The organism is Streptomyces sp. NPDC041713, assembly GCF_055591085.1.
Genome location: NZ_JBVIZY010000007.1, coordinates 341838 through 365792, shown reverse-complemented (window position 1 = coordinate 365792; position 23955 = coordinate 341838). Strand labels below are relative to the sequence as shown.

Sequence of the window (23955 nt, the reverse complement as noted above, 5' to 3'; positions counted from 1 at the left end):
GTGGCCGTCGGCATGCGTCGGCGTCCGCTGAGTCAGCGGGGCGGCCGTCAACTCCCGGCGTTTGCGGGCCTCTTGCGCCCTGAGTGAATGCGTCGGATGCTGACGGTTCTTGTTGCCTTACGTTCGGAGTTGCCGCATGAGCCGTCCGAGCCGCCGGTCCTTCCTCGCCTCCGGAACCGCCCTGGCGGGGTGGGCCGTCTTCGCCGCACAGAAGCAGGCCTTCGCCGCGAGCGGCGGCGCCACCCATGCCACCCGCGCCGCCCCCGGGGCACCCGGCGCCCGCGAGGCCGGTGCCCCGTGGGACGCCGACCCCCGCCTCTTCCAGGTCAACAGAGAGCCCGCCCGCACCCGGCTCGTCCCGTACGCGTCCGCCGCCGACGCCCTGCGCGGCGACTTCTCCAAATCCCCGTACCACCGTTCCCTGAACGGCCGTTGGGCCTTCCACTGGTCCCGCAACCCGGAGCAGCGGCCGGTCGGTTTCGAGGCGGACGCGTACGACGTGAGCGGCTGGGACCGGATCGCCGTCCCCGCGAACTGGGAGATCGAGGGCTACCCGCACCCGATCTATCTCAACATCAAGTACGCGTGGGAGGGGTACGAGAAGCCCGACTTCCCCGACGTGCCCAAGGACTTCAACCCCGTCGGCTCCTACCGCCGCACCTTCACCGTGCCGCGCGGCTGGCGCGGGCGTCGCACCCTGCTCTCCTTCCAGGGCGTGAAGTCGGCCTTCTTCGTCTGGGTCAACGGCGAGAAGGTCGGCTACAGCGAGGACAGTTACACGCCTGCGGAGTTCGACATCACGCCGCATCTGCGACCGGGCGAGAACACCCTCGCCGTGGAGGTGTACCGGTGGTCCGACGGCAGCTGGCTGGAGGACCAGGACATGATCGACCTGTCCGGGATCTTCCGGGACGTGTACGTGTACTCCGTCCCGGAGCTGCATGTTCACGACCTCGGGGTGCGGACGGATCTCGACGGGGCGTTCCGGGACGCGGTCCTGTCCGTGACGACGGTCGTACGTGACCTCGGCGGGAAGGCCGGGGCCACCGGCAAGAACAGGACCGGGGCCGGGGCCGGGGTCGGGGTCGGCAAGCTCCGCGTCGAGGCGGTGCTGCACGACGCCGAGGGCCGTCCCGTCCCCGGTGCCGAGCTGACCGGAGAACCCGTACCCGACCGCCCCCTCACCCTCAAGACCACCGTGCGCGAGCCCGCGCTCTGGTCCGCCGAGCAGCCGAACCTCTACACCCTCGTCGTCACCCTGCGGGACGGCTCCGGCAAGACGGTGGACGTGCACAGCACGCGGGTCGGTTTCCGCCAAGTCGACTACGGGCCCGGCAAGTTCACCGTCAACGGCAAACCCGTCATGCTGCGCGGCACCAACCGCCACGAGTCCCACCCCGACCACGGCCAGGCCGTCCCGGAGTCGGTGATGCTGCAGGACGTGCTGCTGATGAAGCGGCACAACATCAACGCCGTGCGCACCTCGCACTACCCCAACCACCCGTACTGGCTCGAACTCTGCGACGAGTACGGCCTGTACGTCATCGGCGAGACCAACCTGGAGACGCACGGCGTGCGCGACCGGCTGCCCGGGTCGCTGCCCGAGTGGACCGACGCCTGCGTGGACCGGATCCGGTCGATGGTCGAGCGGGACAAGAACCACCCCAGCGTCATCGTCTGGTCGCTCGGCAACGAGGCCGGTGAGGGCGACAACTTCAAGGCCATGGCGGACTGGGTGCGCGCCCGCGACGACTCGCGGCCCGTGCACTACGAGGGTATGAACTCCGTCGCCGACCTGCACAGCGAGATGTACACCAAGCCCGCCGACGTGGAGAAGTACGGCAAGTCGGGCAATCCGACGCCGTTCATGCTCTGCGAGTACTGCCACTCGATGGGCAACAGCAGCGGCAACCTCACCGAGTACTGGGAGATCTTCGAGAAGTACCCGAATCTGCATGGGGCGTTCGTGTGGGACTGGGTCGACCAGAACATCCGGCTGCCCATCCCCGGCGACCGCCGGCACACCTACCTGTCGTACGGCGGCGACTGGAAGCCCGGCTATCCGACCGACGGCAACTTCAGCGGCAACGGCCTCGTCGCCTCCACCCGTGCGCCGCACCCGGGCCTCCTGGAGATCAAGAAGGTCTACCAGCCGGTGGCCTTCTCGGCGGCGTTCACCGCGGCCTCCAGGGCGGCATCCACGGCGGGTAGCCGCGACGCTGCCTCCGTACGCGTCCACAACAAGCACCTGTTCAGCACGTTGGACGCGTACGAGCTGCGGTGGGCCGTCACCCGGGACGGTGAGGAGATCCAGGAGGGCACGCTGCCCGCGCCGGACGTCGCGCCCGGCGCCACGGGGACGGTACGCGTCCCGTTCAAGAAGCCCGGCCACCCGGTGCCCGGCGCCGAGTACCTGCTGAACCTCGCCCTGGTCCTGCGGAAGAAGGCGAGTTGGGCCGGGGCGGGCCACACCGTCGCCGCCGAACAACTCCAACTCCCCGCGGACTGGCACACACCCGCGCCCGCCGACCCGGCGCCGGGCTCGCTGCCCCGGCTCGATCTGGCCGAGGACGCGAAGGAGGTACGGATCAGCGGCAGGGACGTGACGGTCGTGCTGTCCAAGGCGACGGGAACCCTGTCGTCGTACGAGGTCGGGGGCCGGCGCCTGCTGTCCGGCGGGCCGGTGCCGAACCCCTGGCGCGCGCCCATCGACAACGACATAGGCCGCAACTTCCCGGATGCAGCCGCGACTTGGCGCTCGGCGGGCGAGGACGCGAAGGTCACCGGGATCAAGGCGGCACAACCCTCGCCGGGTGAGGTGACGGTCGAGGTGAGCGCCACCCTGCCGACCTCCCCCACGCCTTCCACCTGGCACACCGTGTTCACGGTGCGCGGCGACGGCGAGGTACGGGTCCGGCACACGCTGAAGGCGGCGGCCGGCCTGCCCGACCTCCCCTTGGTGGGGGCGCTCCTCACGGTGCCCGCGGGCTTCGAGCGTCTCGACTGGTACGGGCGCGGGCCGCAGGAGAACTACCAGGACCGCAAGTCCGGTGCGTTCGTGGGCCGTTACCGCTCGACGGTCGACGACCAGATCGCGCCGTACCAGCGACCGCAGGAGACCGGGAACAAGACCGACGTACGGCGCGTCACGCTCACCGACCGGTCCGGGGACGGCCTGGTGGTCCTCGCCGACCCGGCGGACGGCGAGCCCTTCCTGGAGGCGAGCGCCCTGCACCACACCCCGGCGGACCTGGAGGGCCCGCGCCACCCGCACAAGGTGAAGCGGCGCGCGGAGACGTTCCTCAGGGTCGCCCACCGGCAGATGGGCGTGGGCGGCAACGACTCGTGGGGCGCGCCGCCGCTGGAGCGGTATCTGCTGCATGCGGGGCGTACGTATACGTACGCCTATCGTTTGCGGGCCGCGCGCTGACCGGCGGGCCGGCGGGTCTGTAGGCCGGTTGCAGGGGCTGGATGATCGTGGCTCACCGAGGTGCCGTGACGCGGATCCCGTACTCGGCCAGCCACGTCACCCAGTCCTGCCGGGCGGCGCGGACCAGTCGCCCGCCGGTGAAGCGGACGTCGTCCGTCACCTCAACCAGGCATCCCGGCGGAGGCACGAAGTCGCGAGCCTCTTCGTCATCGGCGAACTCCGCCTCCGCCAGGACCAGCCCCTCCAGAGGGCCGGCGAAGACGTCGACGCCCAGGGGCGGCACGCTGAGCCGCGTCTTGGACAGCACCGCGCCCGGCAACGAGGCGAGCACGTCGTACTCCGCCTGGGACAAGTACGTGTTCGTGATCAGCCCCTGCACGGCACCCGGCCGATCAGCCGGCACCTTCTGAGTGAGTTTGAGCTCGCGGGCGCCGGTGTCCGGGCGGTCGGCCCGCCGCAGGCGCAGGCGTGTCCCCGTCAGGTACCGGTCCGTGATGACACGGGTGGCCGTGACCGATGTGGGGTCCGGAGGGCCGGCCAGCACGTACCGTCTCTCCCGTTCCACCAACGCGTACTTTCCCCGGCTGACGACCTCACCTCGTACGACACCGGCCTTCCGCATCACGGCTCCCTCATGGAACGAGTTTCTCAGCCTGGCCACCCACCAGAAACCCCTGAGCGAGGAGCACGCCTTGCCCGTCCCGCTGTCACCGCCCCTCTGCTCGCCCGAGTGCGTCCCCCGGACCCAGCGGGCCGTTGCCGCCGCGCTGGCGCATTACATGAGCGCGCCGATCGCACCGCCGTACTACGTACGAGGGTGCATTCCGGAGCCCGACGAGGCTGCGGTCACCGTGGCGCTGTGGACCGGTCCGACGGCCCGGGACAAGTGGAACATGTTCCTCCTCATTCCTCTCGTCTCCGATGGCCTGGTCGTCTCGGCGGTGCAGGTCACGGCGGGGCTGATGCGCCTGGGTCGTGGGACGCACATCTTCGGCTCGGCCGGCCGCCGCTTCGACGGCAAACCCGTCCTCAGGGGGAGCCAGCTGGTGACGGGCGGGTCCTCCAGGGACTCCACCGCACCCTCCGCGTGCCCCTGCCTCGAGGGTGGCGATCCGGAGGGGCCCAAGGGCTTCTACTACCAGAGGCCCGGCCAGTTGACGTGGTATTGACTGCTCAGGTGACGACGTCGGTCCCGGCTCGGCGGTAACACGGAGGGCAGACATGAAGCGTGTGACGGCCGCGGTCCTGTGCGCGGTGATCGGCGCCGCGGCGTTGGCCGCCTGCGCGACGGACGACGGGCCCTCGGCCTCCTCGGACTCCTCGGTCTCGGGGGACGCCGAGCCCGTCGCGGGGCCGCCGTCCCCGGAGGCGGGGCAGCAGGAGATATTGCTGCACGACCTCGAAGCCATCGACCCGAGGCTCGTCGCGGACGAGGGGCGGGCCGTGGACGACGCCGGGTGGGTCTGCCTGGACGTCCGGCAGGGGGCGGTCGACGACGAGGTGCGGCACGACGCGGCGCGACGGTTCGACGTGACGAACGACCAGGCCGACCTCGTCGTGCGGTCGATCAAGACCACGTTCTGCGGCGGCGGGTGACGGGCAAGCACGACGCGCTCACGGGCGCCCGGAAACCGGCCTCAAGCCGTCCTCAGGCCCGCCTCACGCCAGCCACGCCCCCTCCCGCATGGCCGTCCTGCCCCGCAGTTCCGGCTCGCCGCGCCACGCCCGCACCGTTCGCGGCAGCACCCGCACGTACAGGAAAGGGCCCGTCTCCGTACGCGGCTCCCAGCCGAACTTCTCCGCGAACGCGTCCGCGGGCTCCCTCGGCACCTCCGTCGCCGGGTATGTCTCCGCCCGCCCCTCCAGGAGCACCACGTCGAAGGTGTCCGGCAGGGCGAGGCGTACGCGCGGCTCCTCGCGGACGTTGCGTGCGGCCGCGGAGGCCGCCCCCGTGCACATCCACACCGCCCGGCCGTCCCACAGGAACCACAGCGGTATCTGGTGCGGGCCGTGGTCGGGGTGGGACGTCGACACCCAGATGTCGCGCTCCGCACCGAGCCGGTCCACGGTGTCGCGCCTGCGCCGCGCCGTGTCGCGTGGGGTGATCTTCGTGGGGTGCATGGGGGTCGACCTTAGGCAGCGTGCCCACCGCGCGCATCGGGCGCAGGTCCTAGGCCCGGCGGGGCCGGCAGGCCCACCCCCTCAACTCACCACGTCCTTCCGCGCGAACCCCCTGAACGCCAGCGCGAACAGCACCAGCGCGTACGTCACCGAGATCGACGCGCCCTGGATCATGCCCGCCCACTCGGGCTGGGCCTGCAACGCGTCCGCCCAGGCGAACTGCCAGTGCGCCGGCAGGAAGTCACGCCAGTCGCCGAGCGCCGTCACCGCGTCCAGGACGTTGCCGACGATCGTCAGGCCGACCGCTCCGCCCACCGCGCCGAGCGGCGCGTCCGTCTTCGTCGAGAGCCAGAACGCCAGGCCCGCGGTGACCAGTTGGGAGACGAAGATGAAGGCCACGACGACCAGCAGGCGCTGGGCCGCCGTGCCCGCGGGGAGCTCGCCGCCGGTCGGGGCCTCCAGAGGCCCCCACCCGTACGCCACCGTGCCGATGACCAGGCCCACCAGGGGCAGCAGCACCATCGCCGCGGCGCTCATGCCGAGCGCGACCGCCAGCTTGGACCAGAGCAGCCGGGCCCTCGGCACCGGCGCCGCGAGCAGATAGCGCAGCGAGGACCAGCTCGCCTCGGAGGCGACCGTGTCGCCGAAGAACAGCGCCACGGGGATCACGAGCAGGAAGCCCGCCGAGACGAAGAGGCAGGTCGCCGCGAAGTTCGCCGCGGACGCCGTCGCCGTGTCCATCAGCGTCACGCTGCCGTTGCGGGAGCCCGGTGAGCCGCCCGCGACGGCGAAGGCGATGACGAGGATCACCGGCAGGAGCGCCATGACGGCGCCCATCACCAGCGTGCGGCGCCGCTTCAGCTGGCGGACCGCCTCGACCCGCAGGGGCAGCGTGCGGCCCGCGCGGTAGCCGGGTGCGGTCGGCCGCTCCAGGGTGGGTGTGGGTGTGGGCGGGGGTGTGGGCGTGGGGGCGCTCATGCCGTCCCTCCGATCAGGGTCAGGAACGCGTCTTCGAGGCGGCGGTGCGGGCCCACCGACTCCACCGGCACGTCGAGCCGGACCAGTTCGGGCAGCAGGCGCGCCGCGCTCCCCCGCTCCGTGCCGTCCAGCCGTACGAGCAGGCCGTCGTCGGCCCGTACCGCCGACAGGACGCCGGGCAGCGCCGCCACCTTCTCCACCAGCGGGTCGGGGACCTCGGACGCCAACCCCACGAGCAACGTGTCCCCGGAGCCGATGATCTCGGCGACCGGGCCCGCCTGGACGAGCCGGCCGCGGTCCATCACGACCAGGTGCGTGCAGGACTTCTCGACCTCGGCGAGGAGGTGGCTGGAGACGATGACGGTGCGGCCCGCGCGCGCGTACCGGATCATGACCTCGCGCATCTCGCGGATCTGTGGCGGGTCGAGGCCGTTCGTCGGCTCGTCGAGGATCAGCAGGTCGGGCAGGCCGAGCATGGCCTGGGCGATGGCGAGGCGCTGCCGCATGCCCTGCGAGTAGGTGCGCACCGCGCGGGCCAGGGCGTCGCCGAGGCCCGCGATCTCCAGGGCCTCGTCCAGGTGGGCGTCCTCGGGCGGGCGGCCGGTCGCCTTCCAGTACAGCTCCAGGTTCTCCCGGCCGGAGAGGTGCGGCAGGAAGCCGGCACCCTCGACGAACGCGCCGACCCGGGAGAGGACGGGCGCGCCGGGGCGGATCGCCCGGCCGAAGACGCGGATCTCGCCCGCGTCGGGGCGGATCAGGCCCATCAGCATGCGCAGGGTGGTCGTCTTGCCCGCGCCGTTCGGCCCGAGCAGGCCGAGGACCTGGCCCTTCTCGACGGTGAAGGAGACGTCACGGACCGCGTACCGGTCGGTGGCCTTCGCGTACCGCTTGGTCAACCCGGTGATCTGGAGCGGGACTTCGGCGAGTGCCGCATCGAGTGCGGGGGCCGAGGTGCGGCGGCGCGCGGTGACCAGCAGGCCGAGGGCGAGCACCGCGCCGGTGGCCGGCAACCACCACACCCAGGAGGGCAGCGGCGCGGCGGCGGTCTCCACGCCGGGCGCCGTCGGCACCTTCAGGTCGCCCTTGAGGGAGAGGGTGTACTTGGCGGGCCGGGCCGGGGAGGCGAAGCCGAGGTCGGTCGAGGTGACCACGAGGCGCAGGCTGTGGCCCTTCTGGACCTTGTGGTCGACGGCGGGCATCCGCAGCTCGACGTCCTTGCCCTGGCGGGCGCCCTCCACCCTGATGGGAGAGACCAGTTGGGAGGGCAGCACCTTCTGCTTGCCGCCGGGCGACACGTCGTACACCTTGGCGAAGAGGACCGCGTCCTGCGAGGTGGACTTCACGTGCGCGCGGACCGTGGGTGTGCCGGTGATCCGCAGATCCTTGGTCAGCGGCGCCGAGCCGAACGCGGCGAACTGGCCGGGGAAGTCGACGGAGACGCCCACGCCGAGCGAGGCGAACTGGGAGAGGCGGCCGCCGCCGACGCCGGGGAGCCCGGAGATGGCGGGCGGGCTCGCGCCCGCCGGGTTGTCGAACGTCTGCTCGTGGCCGCGGAGTCGCACCGCGCGCGGGCCGCTCTCCAGGCCCGGGTAGACGGCGCCGCTCGCGCCCCGCTTCCGCGCGGCCCCGTCGGTGGAGTCGAGGCCTCCGGTGCGGGTGACGCGGAAGGCGGGGCCGGTGTCGGCGGACGGTTCGTCCTTGAGGTAGCGGTCGAACCACTCGTTGACGCGGCCTTCCACGCGGCCCTTCTCGCGGTCGCCGCCGTCGTGGCCGCCCGCGATCCAGTCGACGGAGACCGGCGCGTGGTTCGCCCGGATCCCCTGGGCGATGGCGTCGCCCTGGGTGAGCGGGAAGAGCGAGTCGGTCTGGCCCTGGGCGAGGTACGTCGGCACCTTGATGCGGTCGCCGACGGCCGCGGGGCTGCGCTCGGCGAGCAGCTTGCGCGCGGCCGCGTCGGGCTTGCCGGCCTCGGCGACCCGCTCGTACATGGCGCACAGCTTCTTCTCGAACTTCTCGCAGCCGCCACCGGTGTTGATGAAGAGGCCGGCCCACATCTTCTTGAAGACGCCGTCGGGGAAGAGGGCGTCCGCGAGGTTCCAGTAGGTGATCTGCGGGGCGATGGCGTTGACCCGGTGGTCGTACCCGGCGGTGAGCAGGGAGACCGCTCCCGCGTACGACGCGCCGGTCATGCCCACGCGCGGGTCGCCGGGCTTGTCGAGCTGGACCTCGGGGCGGGTGGCCAGCCAGTCGATCAGCTTGCGGGCGTCGGCGACCTCGCCCTTGGGGTCGTTGAGCCCGATCTTGCCGGTGGACCTGCCGAAGCCGCGGGCCGACCAGGTCAGGACCGCGTACCCGTGCCGGGCCAGGTCCTCGGCCTGGGCGCGCACGTCGTCCTTGTTGCCGCCGAAGCCGTGCCCGATGAGGATCGCGGGGCGCTTGGTGTCCGGGTCGCCCGCGGTGAAGTACGAGGTGTCGATCTTGGCGGCGCCGGTGTCGACCCGGCGGTCCACGCGGTGCACGGCGGGGGCGTCGTCCGACGCGGCGGCCGTCCAGGTGCCCACCCCGGCGAGCACCGCGACGGCGGCCGCGGCGGCGAGCAGCCGGCGCGGACCGCGCGGCACGGGGAACCTGGGCCTGGGCAGTCGTAGATCCATGACGCCCACGGTACGGGCGGGGTCCGACAGCCGGGGCAGCCGGGGCAACCGGCCTCCCCCACCGCGACCTCCCCCACCGCGACGGGACGTCGGCGTCCGCTCCCCGCAGGGGACGTCACACGCTCTCGGCGCGCCCCGTTACCGCCTGCCCGAGCAGTCCCGCCTCCGCGTGGTCCTCCTCCGGCACGCTCACCAGCCACCGCGTCTCGCGGTGCGGGCGCAGGTAGCAGGCCCAGTACAGGGTCGCGGCCAGCACGATGCCGCCGGTCCACAGGAGGAACCTTGCCTCCTGCTGGCTGAGGACGTACGCGAGCACCGCGATCAGCACCACCGGCACCGCGGGCCACAGCGGCATCCGCCACGCGGAGCCGTGCCGGTGCGCGCCGCGGCGGGCGAGCAGCGCGGCGACCGCCACCAGCAGGTACATGCCGGTCACGGAGACGCCGGTCACGCCGTACAGCGTGTCCAGGTTGACGAAGCACAGGAGCGCGCCGGGGACGCCGACCAGGAGCGTGGCCACCCAGGGGGCGCCGGACGCGCCGAGCTTGGCGAGGGCCTTGTTCACCGGCGAGGGCCAGGCCTTGTCCCGCGCGGAGGCGAACAGGACGCGGGAGTTCTGGATGACCATGACGATGCCTGCGTTGATGATCGCGAGGGCCACGCAGAGGCTGACGAACGTGCCGACGGCGGAGTTCGACCAGGCCGTCACCATGGCGCTGATGTCGCCCTCGGTCAGCGCGGTCAGGCTGTCGGCGCCCATGGTGATCGCGACGACCGGGACCAGGATGATCACGGTGGAGATGGCGAGGGTGGCGAGGACGGTGCGCGCGACGTTGCGGCGCGGGTTCTCCAGCTCCTCGGAGAGGTAGACGGCCGTGGAGAAGCCCTGCGTCACGAAGAGGGCGATCGCGAGGCCGGAGACGATCAGCATCGCCGTGACCGTGTCGACGCCGCCGGGGCCGGAGCCCGCCACCGACAGGTCCGTCAGGCTGCTCGCGCCGCGCTGCGCGTGCGTGAAGCCGAGGACGGCCACCACGCCGGCCGCGATGACCTCGAGGACCAGGAAGACGCCGGTGATCCACGCGTTGGCGCGCAGGTCGAGCAGGCCCGCGAGGGTGGCGAGGATCATGACGCCGGCGCCCGCGTAGGAGGGGTCGAGGTGGATGACCGGGGCCAGGTAGTCGGCGGTGCCCATGGCGATCACGGGCGGGACGATCATCACGACCAGGAGGGAGAGGACGAAGACCAGCCAGCCGGCCAGCCGGCCCGCCATCGTCGAGACCATCGCGTACTCGCCGCCCGCGCTGGGGATGAGGGTGCCGAGCTCCGAGTAGCAGAACGCGACGCCCACGCAGAGCAGTGAGCCGATGGCGATGGTGAGGGCCGTGGCGGTGCCGAGCGAGGAGAAGAGGTCGGGGACGACCACGAAGAGCGTGGAGGCGGGCGTCACGCACGACAGCGTGAGGAGGGTGCCGCCGACGACACCGATGGAACGCTTGAGCTTCTGGGGATCGCCGGGGACGGCTGTCGGCGCCGGGGAATCCTCGGCGGCGGTCTGGAGCGGGCGAAGCGTATCGGTCATGAAGCGCGGTTCCGATCGACTCGTGCGGCAGGAGTGCGGCGGGAGCGCTATCGCCTCCGAAGGCTGTTGATCTGGTCTTTCGGTGGCTCCCGGCGCGTCATCGAACCCCGGCGGCAACCGGAACGTCAACGGTCATTTACCTACGGAATCCGCAGTCGCGAAGATCCCCAAGTTGCCTGGCTTTCCCAAGAGTTTGCTTCGGAGGGTCGCAATGAACATGCCCGTGGTGAATATGACCTTGATATTGCAGGCGTATGAACGCGGGAGCATTGGTTGCCCGAATTGCACCCTGTGCACGGGAACCGCAAGGACGGCGTCAAAAAAGAATCAGGACCGTCCGGATTCCGGACGGCCCCGCTCCACGTTCGGTCACCGCGCGGGCGCGGTCAGTGCGTCGGCCACAGCCGGTACGAGGGATCGAGGTCGCGGACCTCCACCGAGTACGTCGCGTCCGCGACCCCGGACAGATGCTTGCCGAGCAGCGCGAGGACGTCCGCGGAGAGCGCCGCCTTCACCCGGGGCGCGCGCCCCGCCAGCAGGCCCACGGTGACGTGCACGAAGGCCGCCGCGGGCCGCCCGTCCACGAAGGCGGGCGCGGCCCGGCAGAAGGTCTTGCCGACCCCGACCGAGTCCACCCGCTCCACGACCAGCGGATGCAGCTCGGCCACCAGGGCGGGCAGATCCAGGACGCCGGACAGGGTGTCGGCGTAGTCGATGTCGATGTGCGGCATGGCTCACGGCCTTTCCTGTAGTGCACACACATCGTAGAACGGTGAACCAACGGCGCAGCCCCCGGCCGGGGGGCCGGGGGCTGCGGAGCCGAGGGAGGGGAGATCGGCTCAGTGGTTGCGCGGGAAGCCGAGGTCGACGCCGGAGGGTGCGTCCGACGGGTCGGGCCAGCGCGTGGTGACGACCTTGCCGCGGGTGTAGAAGTGCGTGCCGTCGTTGCCGTAGATGTGGTGGTCGCCGAAGAGCGAGTCCTTCCAGCCACCGAAGGAGTGGTAGCCCACCGGCACCGGGATCGGCACGTTCACGCCGACCATGCCCGCCTCGATCTCCAGCTGGAAGCGGCGGGCCGCGCCGCCGTCCCGGGTGAAGATCGCGGTGCCGTTGCCGAACGGCGAGGCGTTCATGAGCGCCACGCCCTCCTCGTACGTGTCGACGCGAAGCACGCACAGGACCGGGCCGAAGATCTCGTCCTGGTAGGCCTTGGCGGTGGTCGGGACGCGGTCGAGCAGCGAGAGCCCGATCCAGTGGCCGTCCTCGTGGCCCTCGACCGTGTACCCGGTGCCGTCCAGGACGACCTCGCAGCCCTCGGCCGCGGCGCCCGTGACGTACGAGGCGACCTTGTCGCGGTGGGCCGCGGTGATCAGCGGGCCCATCTCGGACGACGGGTCGTTGCCCGGACCGATCTTGATCTTCTCGGCGCGCTCCTTGATCTTGCCGACCAGCTCGTCGGCGATCGAGCCCACCGCGACGACGGCCGAGATCGCCATGCAGCGCTCGCCCGCCGAGCCGTACGCGGCGGAGACGGCGGCGTCGGCCGCGGCGTCCAGGTCGGCGTCGGGCAGCACCAGCATGTGGTTCTTGGCGCCGCCGAGCGCCTGCACGCGCTTGCCGTTGGCGGAGGCGGTGGCGTGGATGTGGCGGGCGATGGGCGTGGAGCCGACGAAGGAGACGGCGGCCACGTCCGGGTGCTCCAGGAGGCGGTCCACGGACACCTTGTCGCCGTGCACCACGTTGAAGACGCCGTCGGGCAGACCGGCCTCGCTCAGCAGCTCCGCGATCTTCATCGACGCGGACGGGTCCTTCTCGCTCGGCTTGAGGATGAAGGTGTTGCCGCAGGCGATGGCCAGCGGGAACATCCACATCGGCACCATCGCGGGGAAGTTGAACGGCGTGATGCCGGCGACGACGCCCAGCGGCTGGCGGATGGACGACACGTCCACGCGCGAGGCCACCTCCGTCGACAGCTCGCCCTTCAGCTGCACGGTGATGCCGCAGGCCAGGTCGACGATCTCCAGGCCGCGGGCGACCTCGCCGAGCGCGTCGGAGTGCACCTTGCCGTGCTCGGCGACGATCAGCTCGGCGATCGCGTCACGGTTGGCGTCGAGCAGCGCGCGGAACTTGAAGAGGATCGCGGTGCGCTTGGCGAGCGAGGACGTGCCCCAGGTCGCGAAGGCCTCGCGGGCGGCGGCGACCGCCGCGTCCACCTCACCGGCGGACGCGAACGCGACCTGCGTCGTGACCGCGCCGGTCGCCGGGTCGGTGACCGGGCCGTAGTTGCCGGACGCGCCTTCGACGGGCTTTCCACCGATCCAGTGGTGGACGGTCTTCGTCATGACAAGCATCCCTACTCTCACAGGTGGCGGCGTCGGGCTGCGACGTGCCGGTCGTACTCTTCCCTGGCCTTGACCGCCGACTCCCGGGTCGCGGTCTCGGCCACGGGCACATCCCACCACGCCTGCGCCGGGGGCGGGCCCGACACTGTGTCTGCCGTTTCCGTCTCCACATAGACACATGTGGGGCGGTCTGCCCCCCGCGCCTCGCGCAGCGCCGCACGCAGGTCGCGGACGGTCTTGGCGCGCAGCACCCGCATGCCGAGGGAGGCCGCGTTCGCCGCCAGATCCACGGGGAGCGGGCCCTCGGTGTACGTGCCGTCCGGCGCCCGGAAGCGGTAGGCGGTGCCGAATCGCTCGCCGCCCACGGACTCCGAGAGGCCGCCGATGGAGGCGTACCCGTGGTTCTGCAGGACGACGACCTTGATCGGCAGGTTCTCCTGGACGGCGGTGACGATCTCGGTGGGATTCATCAGATACGTGCCGTCGCCGACCAGCGCCCAGACGGGCCGCTCGGGCGCGGCGAGCGCGACGCCGATGGCGGCGGGGATCTCGTATCCCATGCAGGAGTAGCCGTACTCGACGTGGTACTGGCGCGGCGAGCGGGCCCGCCACAGCTTGTGCAGGTCGCCGGGGAGCGACCCGGCGGCGTTGATGATCACGTCCTCGTCGGTCACCAACGCGTCGAGCAGGCCGAGCACTTGGGTCTGCGTGGGCCTTATGTCCGGCTCGTCGGCCTGGAAGGCTGCGTCGACGCGCTGTTCCCAGCGCTCCTTGTCGTCGGCGTACTCGACGGTGTACGCGGGCTCGACGCGATGGCCGCGGAGCGCCCCGGTGAGGGCCTCCAGGCCGGCGCGCGCGTCAGCGACCAGAGTGGTGCCCGCCATCTTGTGACCGTCGAAGGGCGCGATGTTGAGGTTGAGGAAGCGCACCCCGGAGCCCTCGAAGAGGGTGCCGGACGCGGTGGTGAAGTCGCTGTAGCGGGTGCCGACGCCGATCACCAGGTCGGCGGTGCGGGCCAGTTCGTCGGCGGTGGCGGTGCCGGTGTGTCCGATGCCGCCGACGTCCGCCGGGTGGTCGTGGCGCAGGGAGCCCTTGCCGGCCTGGGTGGAGGCGACGGGGATGCGGGTCGCCTCGGCGAACTCCCGCAGGGCGTCCTCGGCGGCGCTGTGGTGGACGCCGCCGCCCGCGACCACCAGGGGCCGCCGCGCCTCGCGCACCGCGGCCGCCGCGGCGGCGAGTTCGCGCGGGTCGGGGGCGGGCCTGCGCACGGTCCACACCCGCTCGGCGAAGAACTCCGCCGGCCAGTCGTACGCCTCCGCCTGCACGTCCTGCGGCAGCGCCAGGGTGACGGCGCCGGTCTCCGCGGGGTCGGTGAGCACCCGCATCGCGGCGAGCGCGGCGGGGATCAGCGCCTCGGGCCGGGTGACGCGGTCGAAGTACCGGGAGACCGGGCGCAGGCAGTCGTTGACCGACACGTCGCCCGCGTACGGGACTTCGAGCTGCTGGAGGACCGGGTCGGCGGGGCGGGTCGCGAAGGTGTCGCCGGGCAGCAGCAGGACGGGCAGCCGGTTGACGGTGGCGAGCGCGGCGCCGGTGACGAGGTTGGTGGCGCCGGGTCCGATGGAGGTGGTGACGGCGTGGGTGGAGAGCCGGCCCGACTGGCGGGCGTACCCGACGGCGGCGTGCACCATGGCCTGTTCGTTGCGGCCCTGGTGGAAGGGCATGGCGTCGGCGTGCTCCACGAGCGCCTGGCCGAGGCCGGCCACGTTGCCGTGTCCGAAGATGCCCCAGGTCGCGCCGATCAGCCGCTGCCGTGCCCCGTCCCGCTCGGTGAACTGCCGGGACAGGAAGCGTACGAGCGCCTGTGCGGTGGTCAGCCGCACGGAGCCCGCCTGCGTCTGCGTCATCGATATCCCTCCGTGTGGTCGGGGTGGAAGCGGATCCGCCACTCCCGCTCCTCGCCCGGACCTGCCATCACGTTCAGGTAGTACATGGCGTGGCCGGGCTGGGCGACGGACGGTCCGTGCCAGCCGTCGGGCACCAGCACGGCGTCCCCGGTGCGGACCTCGGCGAGGACGTCGGTGCCGCCGGGCCGGGACGGGAACACCCGCTGATACCCCCATCCTGCACGGCCGTCCCGCGCCTCGATCTCGAAGTAGTAGATCTCCTCGAGCTCCGCCTCGACGCCGGGCCGGTGCTCGTCGTGTTTGTGCGGCGGGTACGAGGACCAGTTGCCGCCGGGTGTGATCACCTCGACGGCGATGAGCCGGTCGCAGTCGAAGGCGTCCGCCGCCGCGAAGCCCCGCACCTCGCGGGCGCAGGTGCCGCTGCCCCGGCTCTCCACGGGTACCTCCGGCGCGGGGCCGTAGCGGGCGGGGAGTCGACGCTCGCACTTCGCTCCTGCCAGGGCGAAGCGGCCTCCCGCGCCGGAGGCGATCTGGATCCGGGCGTCGCGCGGCACGTAAGCGAAGTCGGAGACTCCGCTGAACACGCTGGCGCGGCCCAGCAGTTCGATGATCCCGTCTGCTGTCTGCACCGTACAGCCGCCGGTCAGCGGGAGCACGATCCATTCACTCCCACCCGTATCGAAGGCATGCGCACCGCCCGGTCCGAGCTCGACGACGCGCAGGGCGGAATAGGCCCAACCGGCCCGCTGCGGATCGATGTCGAGCGCGTACGTGCCATCGGCCGCGCTCCCCTTCGGTACGTACGTCATGTGGGCCTCCCAGCCTCGTCGTCCCGCTCACCGCCTGCCCCGCAGCGGCGCCGCTACAGCAGCCCCACCGCGGTGTCGACCGCCCCGGCCACGTCTCCGTCGGGCGGGTACAGCAGCGCTCTGCCGACGACCAGACCCTGCACGGTGGGCAGTTGCAAGGCGCCGCGCCACTTCTCGTACGCGGCGTCCTGATCGCCGCCGACGTCGCCGCCGAGCAGCACGGCGGGGAGCGTCGAGGCCGCCATGACGCGGGCCATGTCGTCGGGGTTGTCGGTGACGGGGACCTTCAGCCAGGTGTACGCGGAGGTGCCGCCGAGCCCGGAGGCGATGGCGATGGACCGGGTGACGGCCTCGGCGCTCAGGTCGTTGCGGGGCGGCCCCGGCCCCTCCCTGCGGGTGAGAAACGGCTCGACGAAGACCGGAAGCCGCCGCTCCGCCATGGCGTCGACGACGCGGGCGGCGGAGTGCAGGGTGGTCAGGGACCCCGGGTCGGCGTGGTCGACGCGGAGCAGCAGCTTGCCGGCGTCGAACCCGAGCCGTGCCAGGTCCTCGGGCCGGTACCCGGTGAACCGGTCGTCCATCTCGAAGGCGGCCCCGGCGAGCCCGCCCCGGTTCATCGACCCCATAACGACCTTGCCGTCGAGGGCGCCGAGGAGCAGCAGGTCGTCCAGGACGTCGGCGCTGGCGAGCACGCCGTCGACGCCGGGCCGCGACAGCGCGAGACAGAGCCGTTCGAGGAGGTCGCCCCGGTCGGCCATGGCGAACGGCTCCGACCCCACGCCGAGCGAGCCGCGGGCGGGGTGATCGGCGGCGACGATCATGAGCCGCCCCCGTCCCCGGAGAAGCGGCCGCCGCGTCCGCCGCGCGGCAGCGTCAGCAACGGCTTCGGGCCACCGCGCCCGAGTACGGGCAAGAGCCGCGACATCAACAGAACTCACGCGCGCACCCCCGCGTGCAATTCAGCCACTCCGGCGTTTGAGGAGCGGGGTCCGGGGCGGAGCCCCGTGCACGACGCCCCCGTGCAACGGCAAACCTCAAGAGACGCCCCCCGATTCCACCGCCGAGGCGACCTCGCCAGGAAACGGCATGGCGGACGAGCACTCCAGCCGCGAAGCGACAATCGCCCCCGCCGCGTTGGCGTACCGCATGATCCGTTCCAGCTCCCACCCCGCGAGCAGCCCGTGGCACAGCGCCCCGCCGAACGCGTCGCCGGCGCCGAGGCCGTTGAGGACCTTCACCGGCAGCGGCGGCACCCGCGCCGTCTCCCCCGCGCGGTTCATCGCGAGGACTCCGGCGGGTCCCTGTTTGACGACGGCCAGTTCGACGCCCGCGTCGAGCAACGCCCGCGCCGCCGCGCGCGGTTCGCGCTCCCCCGTGGCGATCTCGACCTCGTCGAGGTTGCCGACGGCGACGGTGGCGTGCGCGAGGGCCGCGGCGTAGTGGGGCCGCGCCTCCTCGGGGTCGGCCCAGAACATCGGCCGCCAGTCCAGGTCGAACACGGTCGACGCCGACCCAGGACCCGAGCCCGGCCGGTGGGCGAGCGCCGCGAGCGTCGCCGAGCGGCTCGGCTCCGCGCACAGCCCCGTCCCCGTCATCCAGAGGATCCGCGCCGCCGCGATCGCGTCGAGGTCCAGCTCCTCCTCGTACATCTCCAGGTCGGGCGCCTTCGGCAGCCGGTAGAAGTACAGCGGGAAGTCGTCCGGCGGGAAGATCTCGCAGAAGGTGACCGGCGTCGGCAGCCCCGGGACCGGGCTCACCCACCGGTCGTCGACGCCGAACTCCCGCAGCGCGCCGTGCAGATAGGCCCCGAAGGGGTCGTCGCCGGTGCGCGTGACGACGGCGACGCGCCGCCCGAGGCGGGCCGCTGCGACCGCGACGTTGCTCGCGGAGCCGCCGAGGAACTTCCCGAACGCGGTCACCTCGGCGAGCGGCACGCCCGCCTGGAGGGGGTACAGGTCCACCCCGATCCGGCCCATCGTGATGACGTCGAACGGATCGGACACCCTGCACGCCCCTTCATCGCCTCGTGTGCCCCCAGGTCTAATCCCGCCCCGGGAACCCTGTCAACATTTTGTCCTTACATTCGGACCACTGCTTGACACTCTTCCGAGGCGGCCTGGACTCTGGCTGACATGACGACGCTGTCTCGCATCCGGATCGGTTCGGCGCCCGACTCCTGGGGCGTGTGGTTTCCCGAGGACCCGCGGCAGGTGCCCTGGCGCCGCTTCCTCGACGAGGTCGCCGCGAGCGGATACGAGTGGATCGAGCTCGGCCCGTACGGCTATCTGCCCACCGACCCGGCCGAACTGACCGAGGAGACCGCACGCCGCGGCCTCAAGGTGTCCGCGGGCACCGTCTTCACGGGCCTGCACCACGGCCCCGCCGTCTGGGAGAAGACCTGGGCACACGTGGCGGACAACGCGGCGCTCGCGCAGGCCATGGGGGCGGAGCACCTCGTCGTCATCCCCTCCTTCTGGCGCGACGACAAGACCGGCGAGGTCCTGGAGGACCGCGTCCTCACGCCCGCACAATGGCGCGAACTGACCACCCAGACCGAGCGCCTGGCCCACGAGGTCCGCGAGCGGTACGGGCTGCGCGTGGTGGTCCACCCGCACGCGGACACCCACATCGACGGCGAGGAGAACGTCGCCCGCTTCCTCGACGCCACCGACCCCGGCCTGGTCTCGCTCTGCCTGGACACCGGCCACTACGCCTACTGCGGCGGCGACAACCTCAAGCTCATCGAGACGTACGGCGAACGCATCGGCTATCTGCACCTCAAGCAGGTCGACCCGGAGATCCTCGCCGAGGTGCGGGCCCACGAGGTGCCGTTCGGGCCCGCGGTGGCGCGCGGCGTGATGTGCGAGCCGCCCGCCGGGGTGCCGCCCCTGGAGCCGGTCCTCGCCGCGGCCCAGCGGCTGGGCGTGGAGCTCTTCGCCATCGTGGAGCAGGACATGTATCCGTGCGCGCCGGACGAGCCGCTGCCGATCGCCCGCCGCACCCGCTCCTACCTGCGGTCGTGCGGCGCCCAGTAGTAGCCACGCCGGGGTGACGTGCCCCGCGGATGCGTCGCTTACGTCACAAAAACCCACGTCCTGTCACACATGTCTCGCGTACGCGGGTCTTGCGTCACAGGCGGTCGACAGCCGCTCTCGCGTGGTCACTCAGCGTCGTTCACCGGGCACAGGCTGAGTGATCGCCGCGCGTCGCACCCAGCTCCCCCGTCGGCTTCTCCGGCCGCCCTGGGTGCGCGCAGGGAGGTGCCACCGATGACCGACCGCAGGCTCTGGTCGTACAAGGAGATCGCCGCGCACATCCGGGTGCAGCCCGACACCGTGCGCTCCTACCGCAAGCACGGTCTGCTTCCCGCCCCCGACCACGTGGAGGGCGGCAAGCCCTACTGGTACGCGGACACCGTCCGCGCCTGGGTCGCGGCCCGGCCGGGGAACCGGGGACGCAGAGGGTGAGGCGGGGGGGCGGGGCGGCGCTCCCACCTCGCCCCACCTCGTTGAGACGTACCCCCCAGGGGTATAGTGTCCACGTGTGGCAGGAGGTTGCCGGGACTCCGGGGCCCCCTCCTGCACGCTACGCCGCATCCGTACCCACACCCCTCCCCGAGGAGAACGACATGAGCGCCCAGACCGAGCTCCCGCAGGCCGCCTCCGAGTCGGCCGGCTCCTGCTGCTCCCCCAGCGGCTCCTGCCACTCCGGCGCCGAGGCGCCGCAGGGCGCCGTCACCACCGTGTACGAGGTGACGGGGATGACCTGTGGGCACTGCGAGGGCGCGGTCACCGCGGAGATCTCGGAGATCGCGGGGGTCAGTTCCGTCAAGGCCGTGGCGTCCACGGGCCAGGTGACCGTGGTCTCCGAGGCCCCGCTGGACGAGGCGGCCGTGCGCGAGGCCGTCGACGAGGCGGGCTACGAGCTCGTCGGCGTCAAGGCCTGACGCACCCGCGGGCCGCGCCGTACGACCGGCGGCCCGCCGGGCACCCCGGGCCCTGTGGCGCCGCCGGCCGGCGCCACAGGGCCCGGAGCCGTCCCACCACACGGAAACACGCCGGAAGCAGCGGCACGAAAGCAGTACGGAAGAGCCATGACGGAAGCCCCAAGCGCCACGACCGACGCCGAGGTCACCGCGGTCGAACTCGCCGTCGGCGGAATGACCTGCGCCTCCTGCTCCTCGCGCATCGAGAAGAAGCTGAACCGCATGGAGGGCGTGACCGCCACCGTCAACCTCGCCACCGAGAAGGCCAGGGTCGAGTACGCCGAGGGGGTCGACGTCGGCCGGCTCATCGCCCTGGTCGAGAAGCTGGGGTACACGGCACAGGAGATCGTCCCGCCCCCGCCGGAGCCCGCGGAGGGCGGCGCCCCGGCGGCCCCCACCACCGCCGACATCACCGAACCCGACGTGCTGCGGCAGCGCCTGACCGTCTCCGCGCTGCTCGCCCTGCCGGTCGTGCTGCTCGCGATGGTCCCCGCCCTGCAGTTCGACAACTGGCAGTGGCTCTCGCTGACGCTCGCCGCGCCCGTCGTCGTCTGGGGCGGACTCCCCTTCCACCGGGCGGCGTTCACCAATCTGCGGCACGCGGCCGCGACCATGGACACCCTCGTCTCCGTCGGCACGCTCGCCGCCTTCGGCTGGTCCCTGTGGGCGCTGTTCGTCGGCGACGCCGGGATGCCGGGGATGCGGCACGGCTTCGACCTCACGGCAGGACCCGGCGAGGGCGCCTCCACCATCTACCTCGAAGTCGCCGCGGGCGTCGTCACGTTCATCCTGCTCGGCCGCTGGCTGGAGGCCCGCTCCAAGCGGAAGGCCGGGTCGGCGCTGCGCGCCCTGCTGGAGCTGGGCGCCAAGGACGTGGCGGTGCTGCGGGACGGCGCCGAGGAGCGGGTGCCGGTCGGGCGGCTCGCCGTCGGGGACCTGTTCGTCGTACGGCCCGGTGAGACCGTCGCCACCGACGGCACCGTCGTCGAGGGCGCGTCCGCCGTGGACGCCTCGATGCTGACCGGCGAGTCCGTGCCGGTCGACGTCGGCGCCGGCGCCGCGGTGACCGGCGGCACCGTGAACGTCGCCGGGCGGCTGGTGGTCCGGGCGACGCGCGTCGGCTCGGACACCTCGCTGGCCCGGATGGCACGCCTTGTGGAGGACGCGCAGACCGGCAAGGCCCAGGTGCAGCGGCTCGCCGACCGGATCGCCGGCGTCTTCGTGCCGGTGGTGCTGCTCATCGCGATCGGCACGCTCGGCGGCTGGCTCGGCGCCACCGGCGACGCCACCGCCGCGTTCACCGCGGCCGTCGCCGTGCTGATCATCGCCTGCCCCTGCGCGCTCGGCCTCGCGACGCCGACGGCCCTCATGGTCGGCACCGGCCGCGGCGCCCAGCTCGGCATCCTCATCAAGGGCCCGGAGGTCCTGGAGTCCACCCGCCGCGTCGACACGATCGTCCTGGACAAGACGGGCACCGTGACGACGGGACGCATGGAGCTGACGGACGTGCACGCCGTCGAGGGCACCGACGAGGAGCTGCTGCTGCGGCTCGCGGGCGGCCTGGAGCACGCCTCCGAGCACCCCGTCGCCCGCGCCGTCGCGGCGGGCGCCGCGGACCGGCTGGGGGTCGCGGTGGGCGAGCTGGGGACGCCGCAGGGGTTCGAGAACGTCGCCGGGTCCGGGGTGCGCGGCACGGTGGAAGGGCACGCGGTGCTCGCCGGCCGCGAGCGGCTCCTCGCGGAGGCGGGCGTGGCCGGTCTGGAGGCCCTCGCCGAGCTGCGGGACGCGGCGCAGGCCGCGGGCCGCACCGCCGTCCTGGTCGCCTGGGACGGCGCCGCACGCGGCGTCCTGGGGGTCGCGGACGCCCTGAAGGAGACCAGCCCCGAAGCGGTACGGGAACTGCGCGGGCTCGGCCTGACGCCGGTGCTGCTCACCGGCGACAACCGGGCCGTCGCCGCGCCGGTCGCCGAGGCGGTGGGCATCGCGCCGGACGCCGTGTTCGCGGAGGTCCTGCCCGAGGAGAAGGTCGACGTCGTACGGCGGCTGCAGGGCGAGGGCAAGGTCGTGGCGATGGTCGGGGACGGCGTGAACGACGCCGCCGCGCTCGCCACCGCCGACCTCGGCCTGGCGATGGGCACCGGCACGGACGCGGCGATCGAGGCGAGCGACCTGACACTGGTGCGCGGGGACTTGCGGGTCGCGGCCGACGCCATCAGGCTCTCCCGGAAGACCCTCGCCACCATCAAGGGCAACCTCTTCTGGGCCTTCGGCTACAACGTCGCCGCGCTGCCGCTCGCCGCGGCCGGTCTGCTGAACCCGATGATCGCCGGCGCCGCGATGGCGTTCTCCTCGGTCTTCGTGGTGACCAACAGCCTCCGCCTGAGGGCGTTTACATAACCCCTTCACAGGGCCGTTTCAGCATCCTCACCGTGGTCACAGAATCCCCATACGGGGGCTCTTGCGCCTGTTTGCGACATATGCAAGAGACGCAGATCACAGTGATTGGCACGTAACCATTGAGGCGGGTCGCGAGTCTAATGGGGCGATGCAGGAAGATGTCTTGGGGGACGTCTTCCGACATCGAGGGACATCTTGGGGGATGTTCCTTGGAAATTGCGTTGCCGGGGCACGTGCACCGGGGAGCTTTGAGCGGCCCTCCCGTACGTACGCGTCCCGGCAGACCGCAGGGCATCCACAGACGCCCGGCCGGATCCCGTGGGGGGAATCCGCACCGGGAAAAAGGGAAGCGCCCCGACCGTCGACCCGTGGGGGGATCGGCGGCGGGGCGCTTTCCGCTTTGTGCGCGGGGGCCCGGGAGGGTCAGCGGCCCTCGACCGGGACGAAGTCCCGGAGAACCTCGCCCGTGTAGATCTGGCGCGGGCGGCCGATGCGCGAACCCGGCTCCTTGATCATCTCGTGCCACTGGGCGATCCAGCCGGGCAGCCGGCCGAGCGCGAAGAGCACGGTGAACATCTCGGTCGGGAAGCCCATGGCCCGGTAGATGAGACCGGTGTAGAAGTCCACGTTGGGGTAGAGCTTGCGCTCGACGAAGTAGTCGTCGGCCAGCGCGTGCTCCTCCAGCTTCAGCGCGATGTCGAGCAGCTCGTCGGACTTGCCGAGCGCCGAGAGGACGTCGTGCGCCGCCGCCTTGATGATCTTCGCCCGGGGGTCGAAGTTCTTGTAGACGCGGTGCCCGAAGCCCATGAGCTTCACGCCGTCTTCCTTGTTCTTCACCTTGCGGATGAAGGTGTCGACGTCGCCGCCGGAGGCCTGGATGCCTTCCAGCATCTCCAGGACCGACTGGTTGGCGCCGCCGTGCAGCGGGCCCCACAGGGCCGAGATGCCGGCCGAGATCGAGGCGAACATGTTCGCCTGCGAGGAGCCGACCAGACGCACGGTGGAGGTCGAACAGTTCTGCTCGTGGTCCGCGTGCAGGATCAGGAGCTTGTCGAGCGCGGAGACCACGACCGGGTCCAGCTCGTACTCGGCGGCGGGCACCGAGAAGGTCATGCGCAGGAAGTTCTCGACGTAGCCGAGGTCGTTGCGCGGGTAGACGACCGGGTGGCCCTGCGACTTCTTGTACGCGTACGCCGCGATCGTCGGAAGCTTGGCGAGAAGACGGATCGTCGAGAGGTGACGCTGCTTCTCGTCGAAGGGGTTGTGGCTGTCCTGGTAGAACGTCGACAGCGCGCTGACGACCGACGACAGCATCGCCATCGGGTGGGCGTCGCGCGGGAAGCCGTCGTAGAACCGCTTGACGTCCTCGTGCAGCAGGGTGTGCTGCGTGATCTCGTTCTTGAACGTGGCCAGCTCGTCGACCTTCGGCAGCTCGCCGTTGATCAGGAGGTACGCCACCTCGGTGAAGGTGGAGCGCTCGGCCAGCTGCTCGATCGGGTAGCCGCGGTACCGGAGGATGCCCTGCTCACCGTCGAGATAGGTGATGGCGGATTTATAGGCGGCGGTGTTGCCGTAGCCGCTGTCCAGGGTCACCAGACCGGTCTGGGCGCGGAGCTTCCCGATGTCGAAGCCCTTGTCGCCCACGGTCGACTCGATCACCGGGTAGGTGTACTCGTCGTCGCCGTACCGCAGTACTACACCGTTGTTAGCGTTCTCGCTCACGTCATCCCTCACCGACGTTGTGCCTCTT

Annotated in this window: 19 protein-coding genes; 7 read left to right on the top strand and 12 right to left on the bottom strand. The window is 71.9% G+C overall.

Annotation, left to right across the window (positions count from 1 at the left end; translation table 11 throughout):
- Positions 1-136: 136 nt before the first annotated feature.
- Complete coding sequence (lacZ, locus tag ACZ6CV_RS23750; protein ID WP_469252713.1) at positions 137-3430, top strand: beta-galactosidase, LacZ type; 3294 nt, start codon at positions 137-139, stop codon at positions 3428-3430.
- 52 nt (positions 3431-3482) lie between these two features.
- Here the strand turns inward: lacZ and ACZ6CV_RS23745 are convergent, their stop codons facing one another.
- Positions 3483-4052, bottom strand: a complete 570-nt coding sequence (locus ACZ6CV_RS23745; RefSeq protein WP_469252712.1) for a CYTH domain-containing protein — start codon at positions 4050-4052, stop codon at positions 3483-3485.
- Positions 4053-4209: 157 nt separating this feature from the next.
- Between ACZ6CV_RS23745 and ACZ6CV_RS23740 the strand changes: the two genes are divergently transcribed.
- Together ACZ6CV_RS23740 and ACZ6CV_RS23735 are read left to right on the top strand one after the other, a co-directional pair.
- On the top strand, positions 4210-4599 hold the full coding sequence (locus ACZ6CV_RS23740) for a hypothetical protein (protein ID WP_469252711.1): 390 nt from the start codon (positions 4210-4212) through the stop codon (positions 4597-4599).
- Positions 4600-4651: 52 nt separating this feature from the next.
- Positions 4652-5026, top strand: coding sequence for a hypothetical protein (locus tag ACZ6CV_RS23735; protein ID WP_469252710.1), 375 nt, complete (start codon positions 4652-4654; stop codon positions 5024-5026).
- A gap of 63 nt (positions 5027-5089) precedes the next feature.
- On the opposite strand, the gene ACZ6CV_RS23730 is transcribed toward ACZ6CV_RS23735, so the two are convergent.
- From ACZ6CV_RS23730 to iolC, 10 genes are all read right to left on the bottom strand, one after another.
- The gene (locus ACZ6CV_RS23730) at positions 5090-5551 is read right to left on the bottom strand and encodes a pyridoxamine 5'-phosphate oxidase family protein (RefSeq protein ID WP_469252709.1); all 462 of its coding nucleotides are present in this window, start codon (positions 5549-5551) and stop codon (positions 5090-5092) included.
- A gap of 81 nt (positions 5552-5632) precedes the next feature.
- Positions 5633-6529, bottom strand: a complete 897-nt coding sequence (locus tag ACZ6CV_RS23725; protein ID WP_469252708.1) for an ABC transporter permease — start codon at positions 6527-6529, stop codon at positions 5633-5635.
- A complete protein-coding gene (locus ACZ6CV_RS23720; RefSeq protein ID WP_469252707.1) occupies positions 6526-9183 on the bottom strand; it encodes an alpha/beta fold hydrolase in 2658 nt (885 codons plus the stop codon). The genes ACZ6CV_RS23725 and ACZ6CV_RS23720 overlap by 4 nt, the downstream gene beginning before the upstream one ends.
- 115 nt (positions 9184-9298) lie before the next feature.
- Complete coding sequence (locus ACZ6CV_RS23715) at positions 9299-10765, bottom strand: APC family permease (protein WP_469252706.1); 1467 nt, start codon at positions 10763-10765, stop codon at positions 9299-9301.
- Between the two features lie 386 nt (positions 10766-11151).
- On the bottom strand, positions 11152-11496 hold the full coding sequence (locus tag ACZ6CV_RS23710) for a tautomerase family protein (protein ID WP_362369047.1): 345 nt from the start codon (positions 11494-11496) through the stop codon (positions 11152-11154).
- A gap of 108 nt (positions 11497-11604) precedes the next feature.
- Positions 11605-13107: a CoA-acylating methylmalonate-semialdehyde dehydrogenase gene (gene mmsA, locus ACZ6CV_RS23705; RefSeq protein WP_469252705.1), complete on the bottom strand. Its 1503-nt coding sequence runs from the start codon at positions 13105-13107 to the stop codon at positions 11605-11607.
- Positions 13108-13124: 17 nt separating this feature from the next.
- Positions 13125-15014, bottom strand: coding sequence for a 3D-(3,5/4)-trihydroxycyclohexane-1,2-dione acylhydrolase (decyclizing) (iolD, locus tag ACZ6CV_RS23700; RefSeq protein WP_469252704.1), 1890 nt, complete (start codon positions 15012-15014; stop codon positions 13125-13127).
- Positions 15011-15823 (bottom strand): 5-deoxy-glucuronate isomerase, encoded by an 813-nt coding sequence (gene iolB, locus ACZ6CV_RS23695; protein WP_469252703.1) that lies wholly within the window; start codon positions 15821-15823, stop codon positions 15011-15013. The genes iolD and iolB overlap by 4 nt, the downstream gene beginning before the upstream one ends.
- A 53-nt stretch (positions 15824-15876) precedes the next feature.
- A complete protein-coding gene (locus ACZ6CV_RS23690) occupies positions 15877-16761 on the bottom strand; it encodes a Cgl0159 family (beta/alpha)8-fold protein (RefSeq protein ID WP_469252702.1) in 885 nt (294 codons plus the stop codon).
- Positions 16762-16857: 96 nt separating this feature from the next.
- Positions 16858-17826, bottom strand: a complete 969-nt coding sequence (gene iolC, locus ACZ6CV_RS23685) for a 5-dehydro-2-deoxygluconokinase (RefSeq protein WP_469252701.1) — start codon at positions 17824-17826, stop codon at positions 16858-16860.
- Positions 17827-17955: 129 nt separating this feature from the next.
- Here iolC and ACZ6CV_RS23680 point away from each other — a divergent pair, with 129 nt between their 5' ends.
- The 4 genes from ACZ6CV_RS23680 (at position 17956) to ACZ6CV_RS23665 (ending at position 22205) form a co-directional block, all read left to right on the top strand.
- Entirely contained in the window at positions 17956-18858 is a 903-nt protein-coding gene (locus ACZ6CV_RS23680) for a sugar phosphate isomerase/epimerase family protein (RefSeq protein WP_469252700.1), read from the top strand.
- A 234-nt stretch (positions 18859-19092) separates the two neighbouring features.
- Positions 19093-19290 (top strand): helix-turn-helix transcriptional regulator, encoded by a 198-nt coding sequence (locus ACZ6CV_RS23675; protein WP_362369029.1) that lies wholly within the window; start codon positions 19093-19095, stop codon positions 19288-19290.
- Positions 19291-19451: 161 nt separating this feature from the next.
- The gene (locus ACZ6CV_RS23670) at positions 19452-19769 is read left to right on the top strand and encodes a heavy-metal-associated domain-containing protein (protein WP_362369026.1); all 318 of its coding nucleotides are present in this window, start codon (positions 19452-19454) and stop codon (positions 19767-19769) included.
- 147 nt (positions 19770-19916) lie between these two features.
- A complete protein-coding gene (locus tag ACZ6CV_RS23665; RefSeq protein ID WP_469252699.1) occupies positions 19917-22205 on the top strand; it encodes a heavy metal translocating P-type ATPase in 2289 nt (762 codons plus the stop codon).
- A 423-nt stretch (positions 22206-22628) separates the two neighbouring features.
- Here ACZ6CV_RS23665 and ACZ6CV_RS23660 read toward each other — a convergent pair whose 3' ends face one another.
- Positions 22629-23927 carry a citrate synthase gene (locus ACZ6CV_RS23660; protein ID WP_362369021.1) on the bottom strand — a complete coding sequence of 433 codons (1299 nt, stop codon included), beginning with the start codon at positions 23925-23927 and terminating at the stop codon, positions 22629-22631.
- Between the last annotated feature and the right edge of the window lie 28 nt (positions 23928-23955).

Excerpts from the sequence above, each read along its gene's own strand:
- lacZ (WP_469252713.1), top strand. The coding sequence starts at position 137 with ATGAGCCGTCCGAGCCGCCGGTCCTTCCTCGCCTCCGGAACCGCCCTG.
- ACZ6CV_RS23745 (WP_469252712.1), bottom strand. The coding sequence starts at position 4,052 with ATGCGGAAGGCCGGTGTCGTACGAGGTGAGGTCGTCAGCCGGGGAAAG.
- ACZ6CV_RS23740 (WP_469252711.1), top strand. The coding sequence starts at position 4,210 with ATGAGCGCGCCGATCGCACCGCCGTACTACGTACGAGGGTGCATTCCG.
- ACZ6CV_RS23735 (WP_469252710.1), top strand. The coding sequence starts at position 4,652 with ATGAAGCGTGTGACGGCCGCGGTCCTGTGCGCGGTGATCGGCGCCGCG.
- ACZ6CV_RS23730 (WP_469252709.1), bottom strand. The coding sequence starts at position 5,551 with ATGCACCCCACGAAGATCACCCCACGCGACACGGCGCGGCGCAGGCGC.
- ACZ6CV_RS23725 (WP_469252708.1), bottom strand. The coding sequence starts at position 6,529 with ATGAGCGCCCCCACGCCCACACCCCCGCCCACACCCACACCCACCCTG.
- ACZ6CV_RS23720 (WP_469252707.1), bottom strand. The coding sequence starts at position 9,183 with ATGGATCTACGACTGCCCAGGCCCAGGTTCCCCGTGCCGCGCGGTCCG.
- ACZ6CV_RS23715 (WP_469252706.1), bottom strand. The coding sequence starts at position 10,765 with ATGACCGATACGCTTCGCCCGCTCCAGACCGCCGCCGAGGATTCCCCG.
- ACZ6CV_RS23710 (WP_362369047.1), bottom strand. The coding sequence starts at position 11,496 with ATGCCGCACATCGACATCGACTACGCCGACACCCTGTCCGGCGTCCTG.
- mmsA (WP_469252705.1), bottom strand. The coding sequence starts at position 13,107 with ATGACGAAGACCGTCCACCACTGGATCGGTGGAAAGCCCGTCGAAGGC.
- iolD (WP_469252704.1), bottom strand. The coding sequence starts at position 15,014 with ATGACGCAGACGCAGGCGGGCTCCGTGCGGCTGACCACCGCACAGGCG.
- iolB (WP_469252703.1), bottom strand. The coding sequence starts at position 15,823 with ATGACGTACGTACCGAAGGGGAGCGCGGCCGATGGCACGTACGCGCTC.
- ACZ6CV_RS23680 (WP_469252700.1), top strand. The coding sequence starts at position 17,956 with ATGACGACGCTGTCTCGCATCCGGATCGGTTCGGCGCCCGACTCCTGG.
- ACZ6CV_RS23675 (WP_362369029.1), top strand. The coding sequence starts at position 19,093 with ATGACCGACCGCAGGCTCTGGTCGTACAAGGAGATCGCCGCGCACATC.
- ACZ6CV_RS23670 (WP_362369026.1), top strand. The coding sequence starts at position 19,452 with ATGAGCGCCCAGACCGAGCTCCCGCAGGCCGCCTCCGAGTCGGCCGGC.
- ACZ6CV_RS23665 (WP_469252699.1), top strand. The coding sequence starts at position 19,917 with ATGACGGAAGCCCCAAGCGCCACGACCGACGCCGAGGTCACCGCGGTC.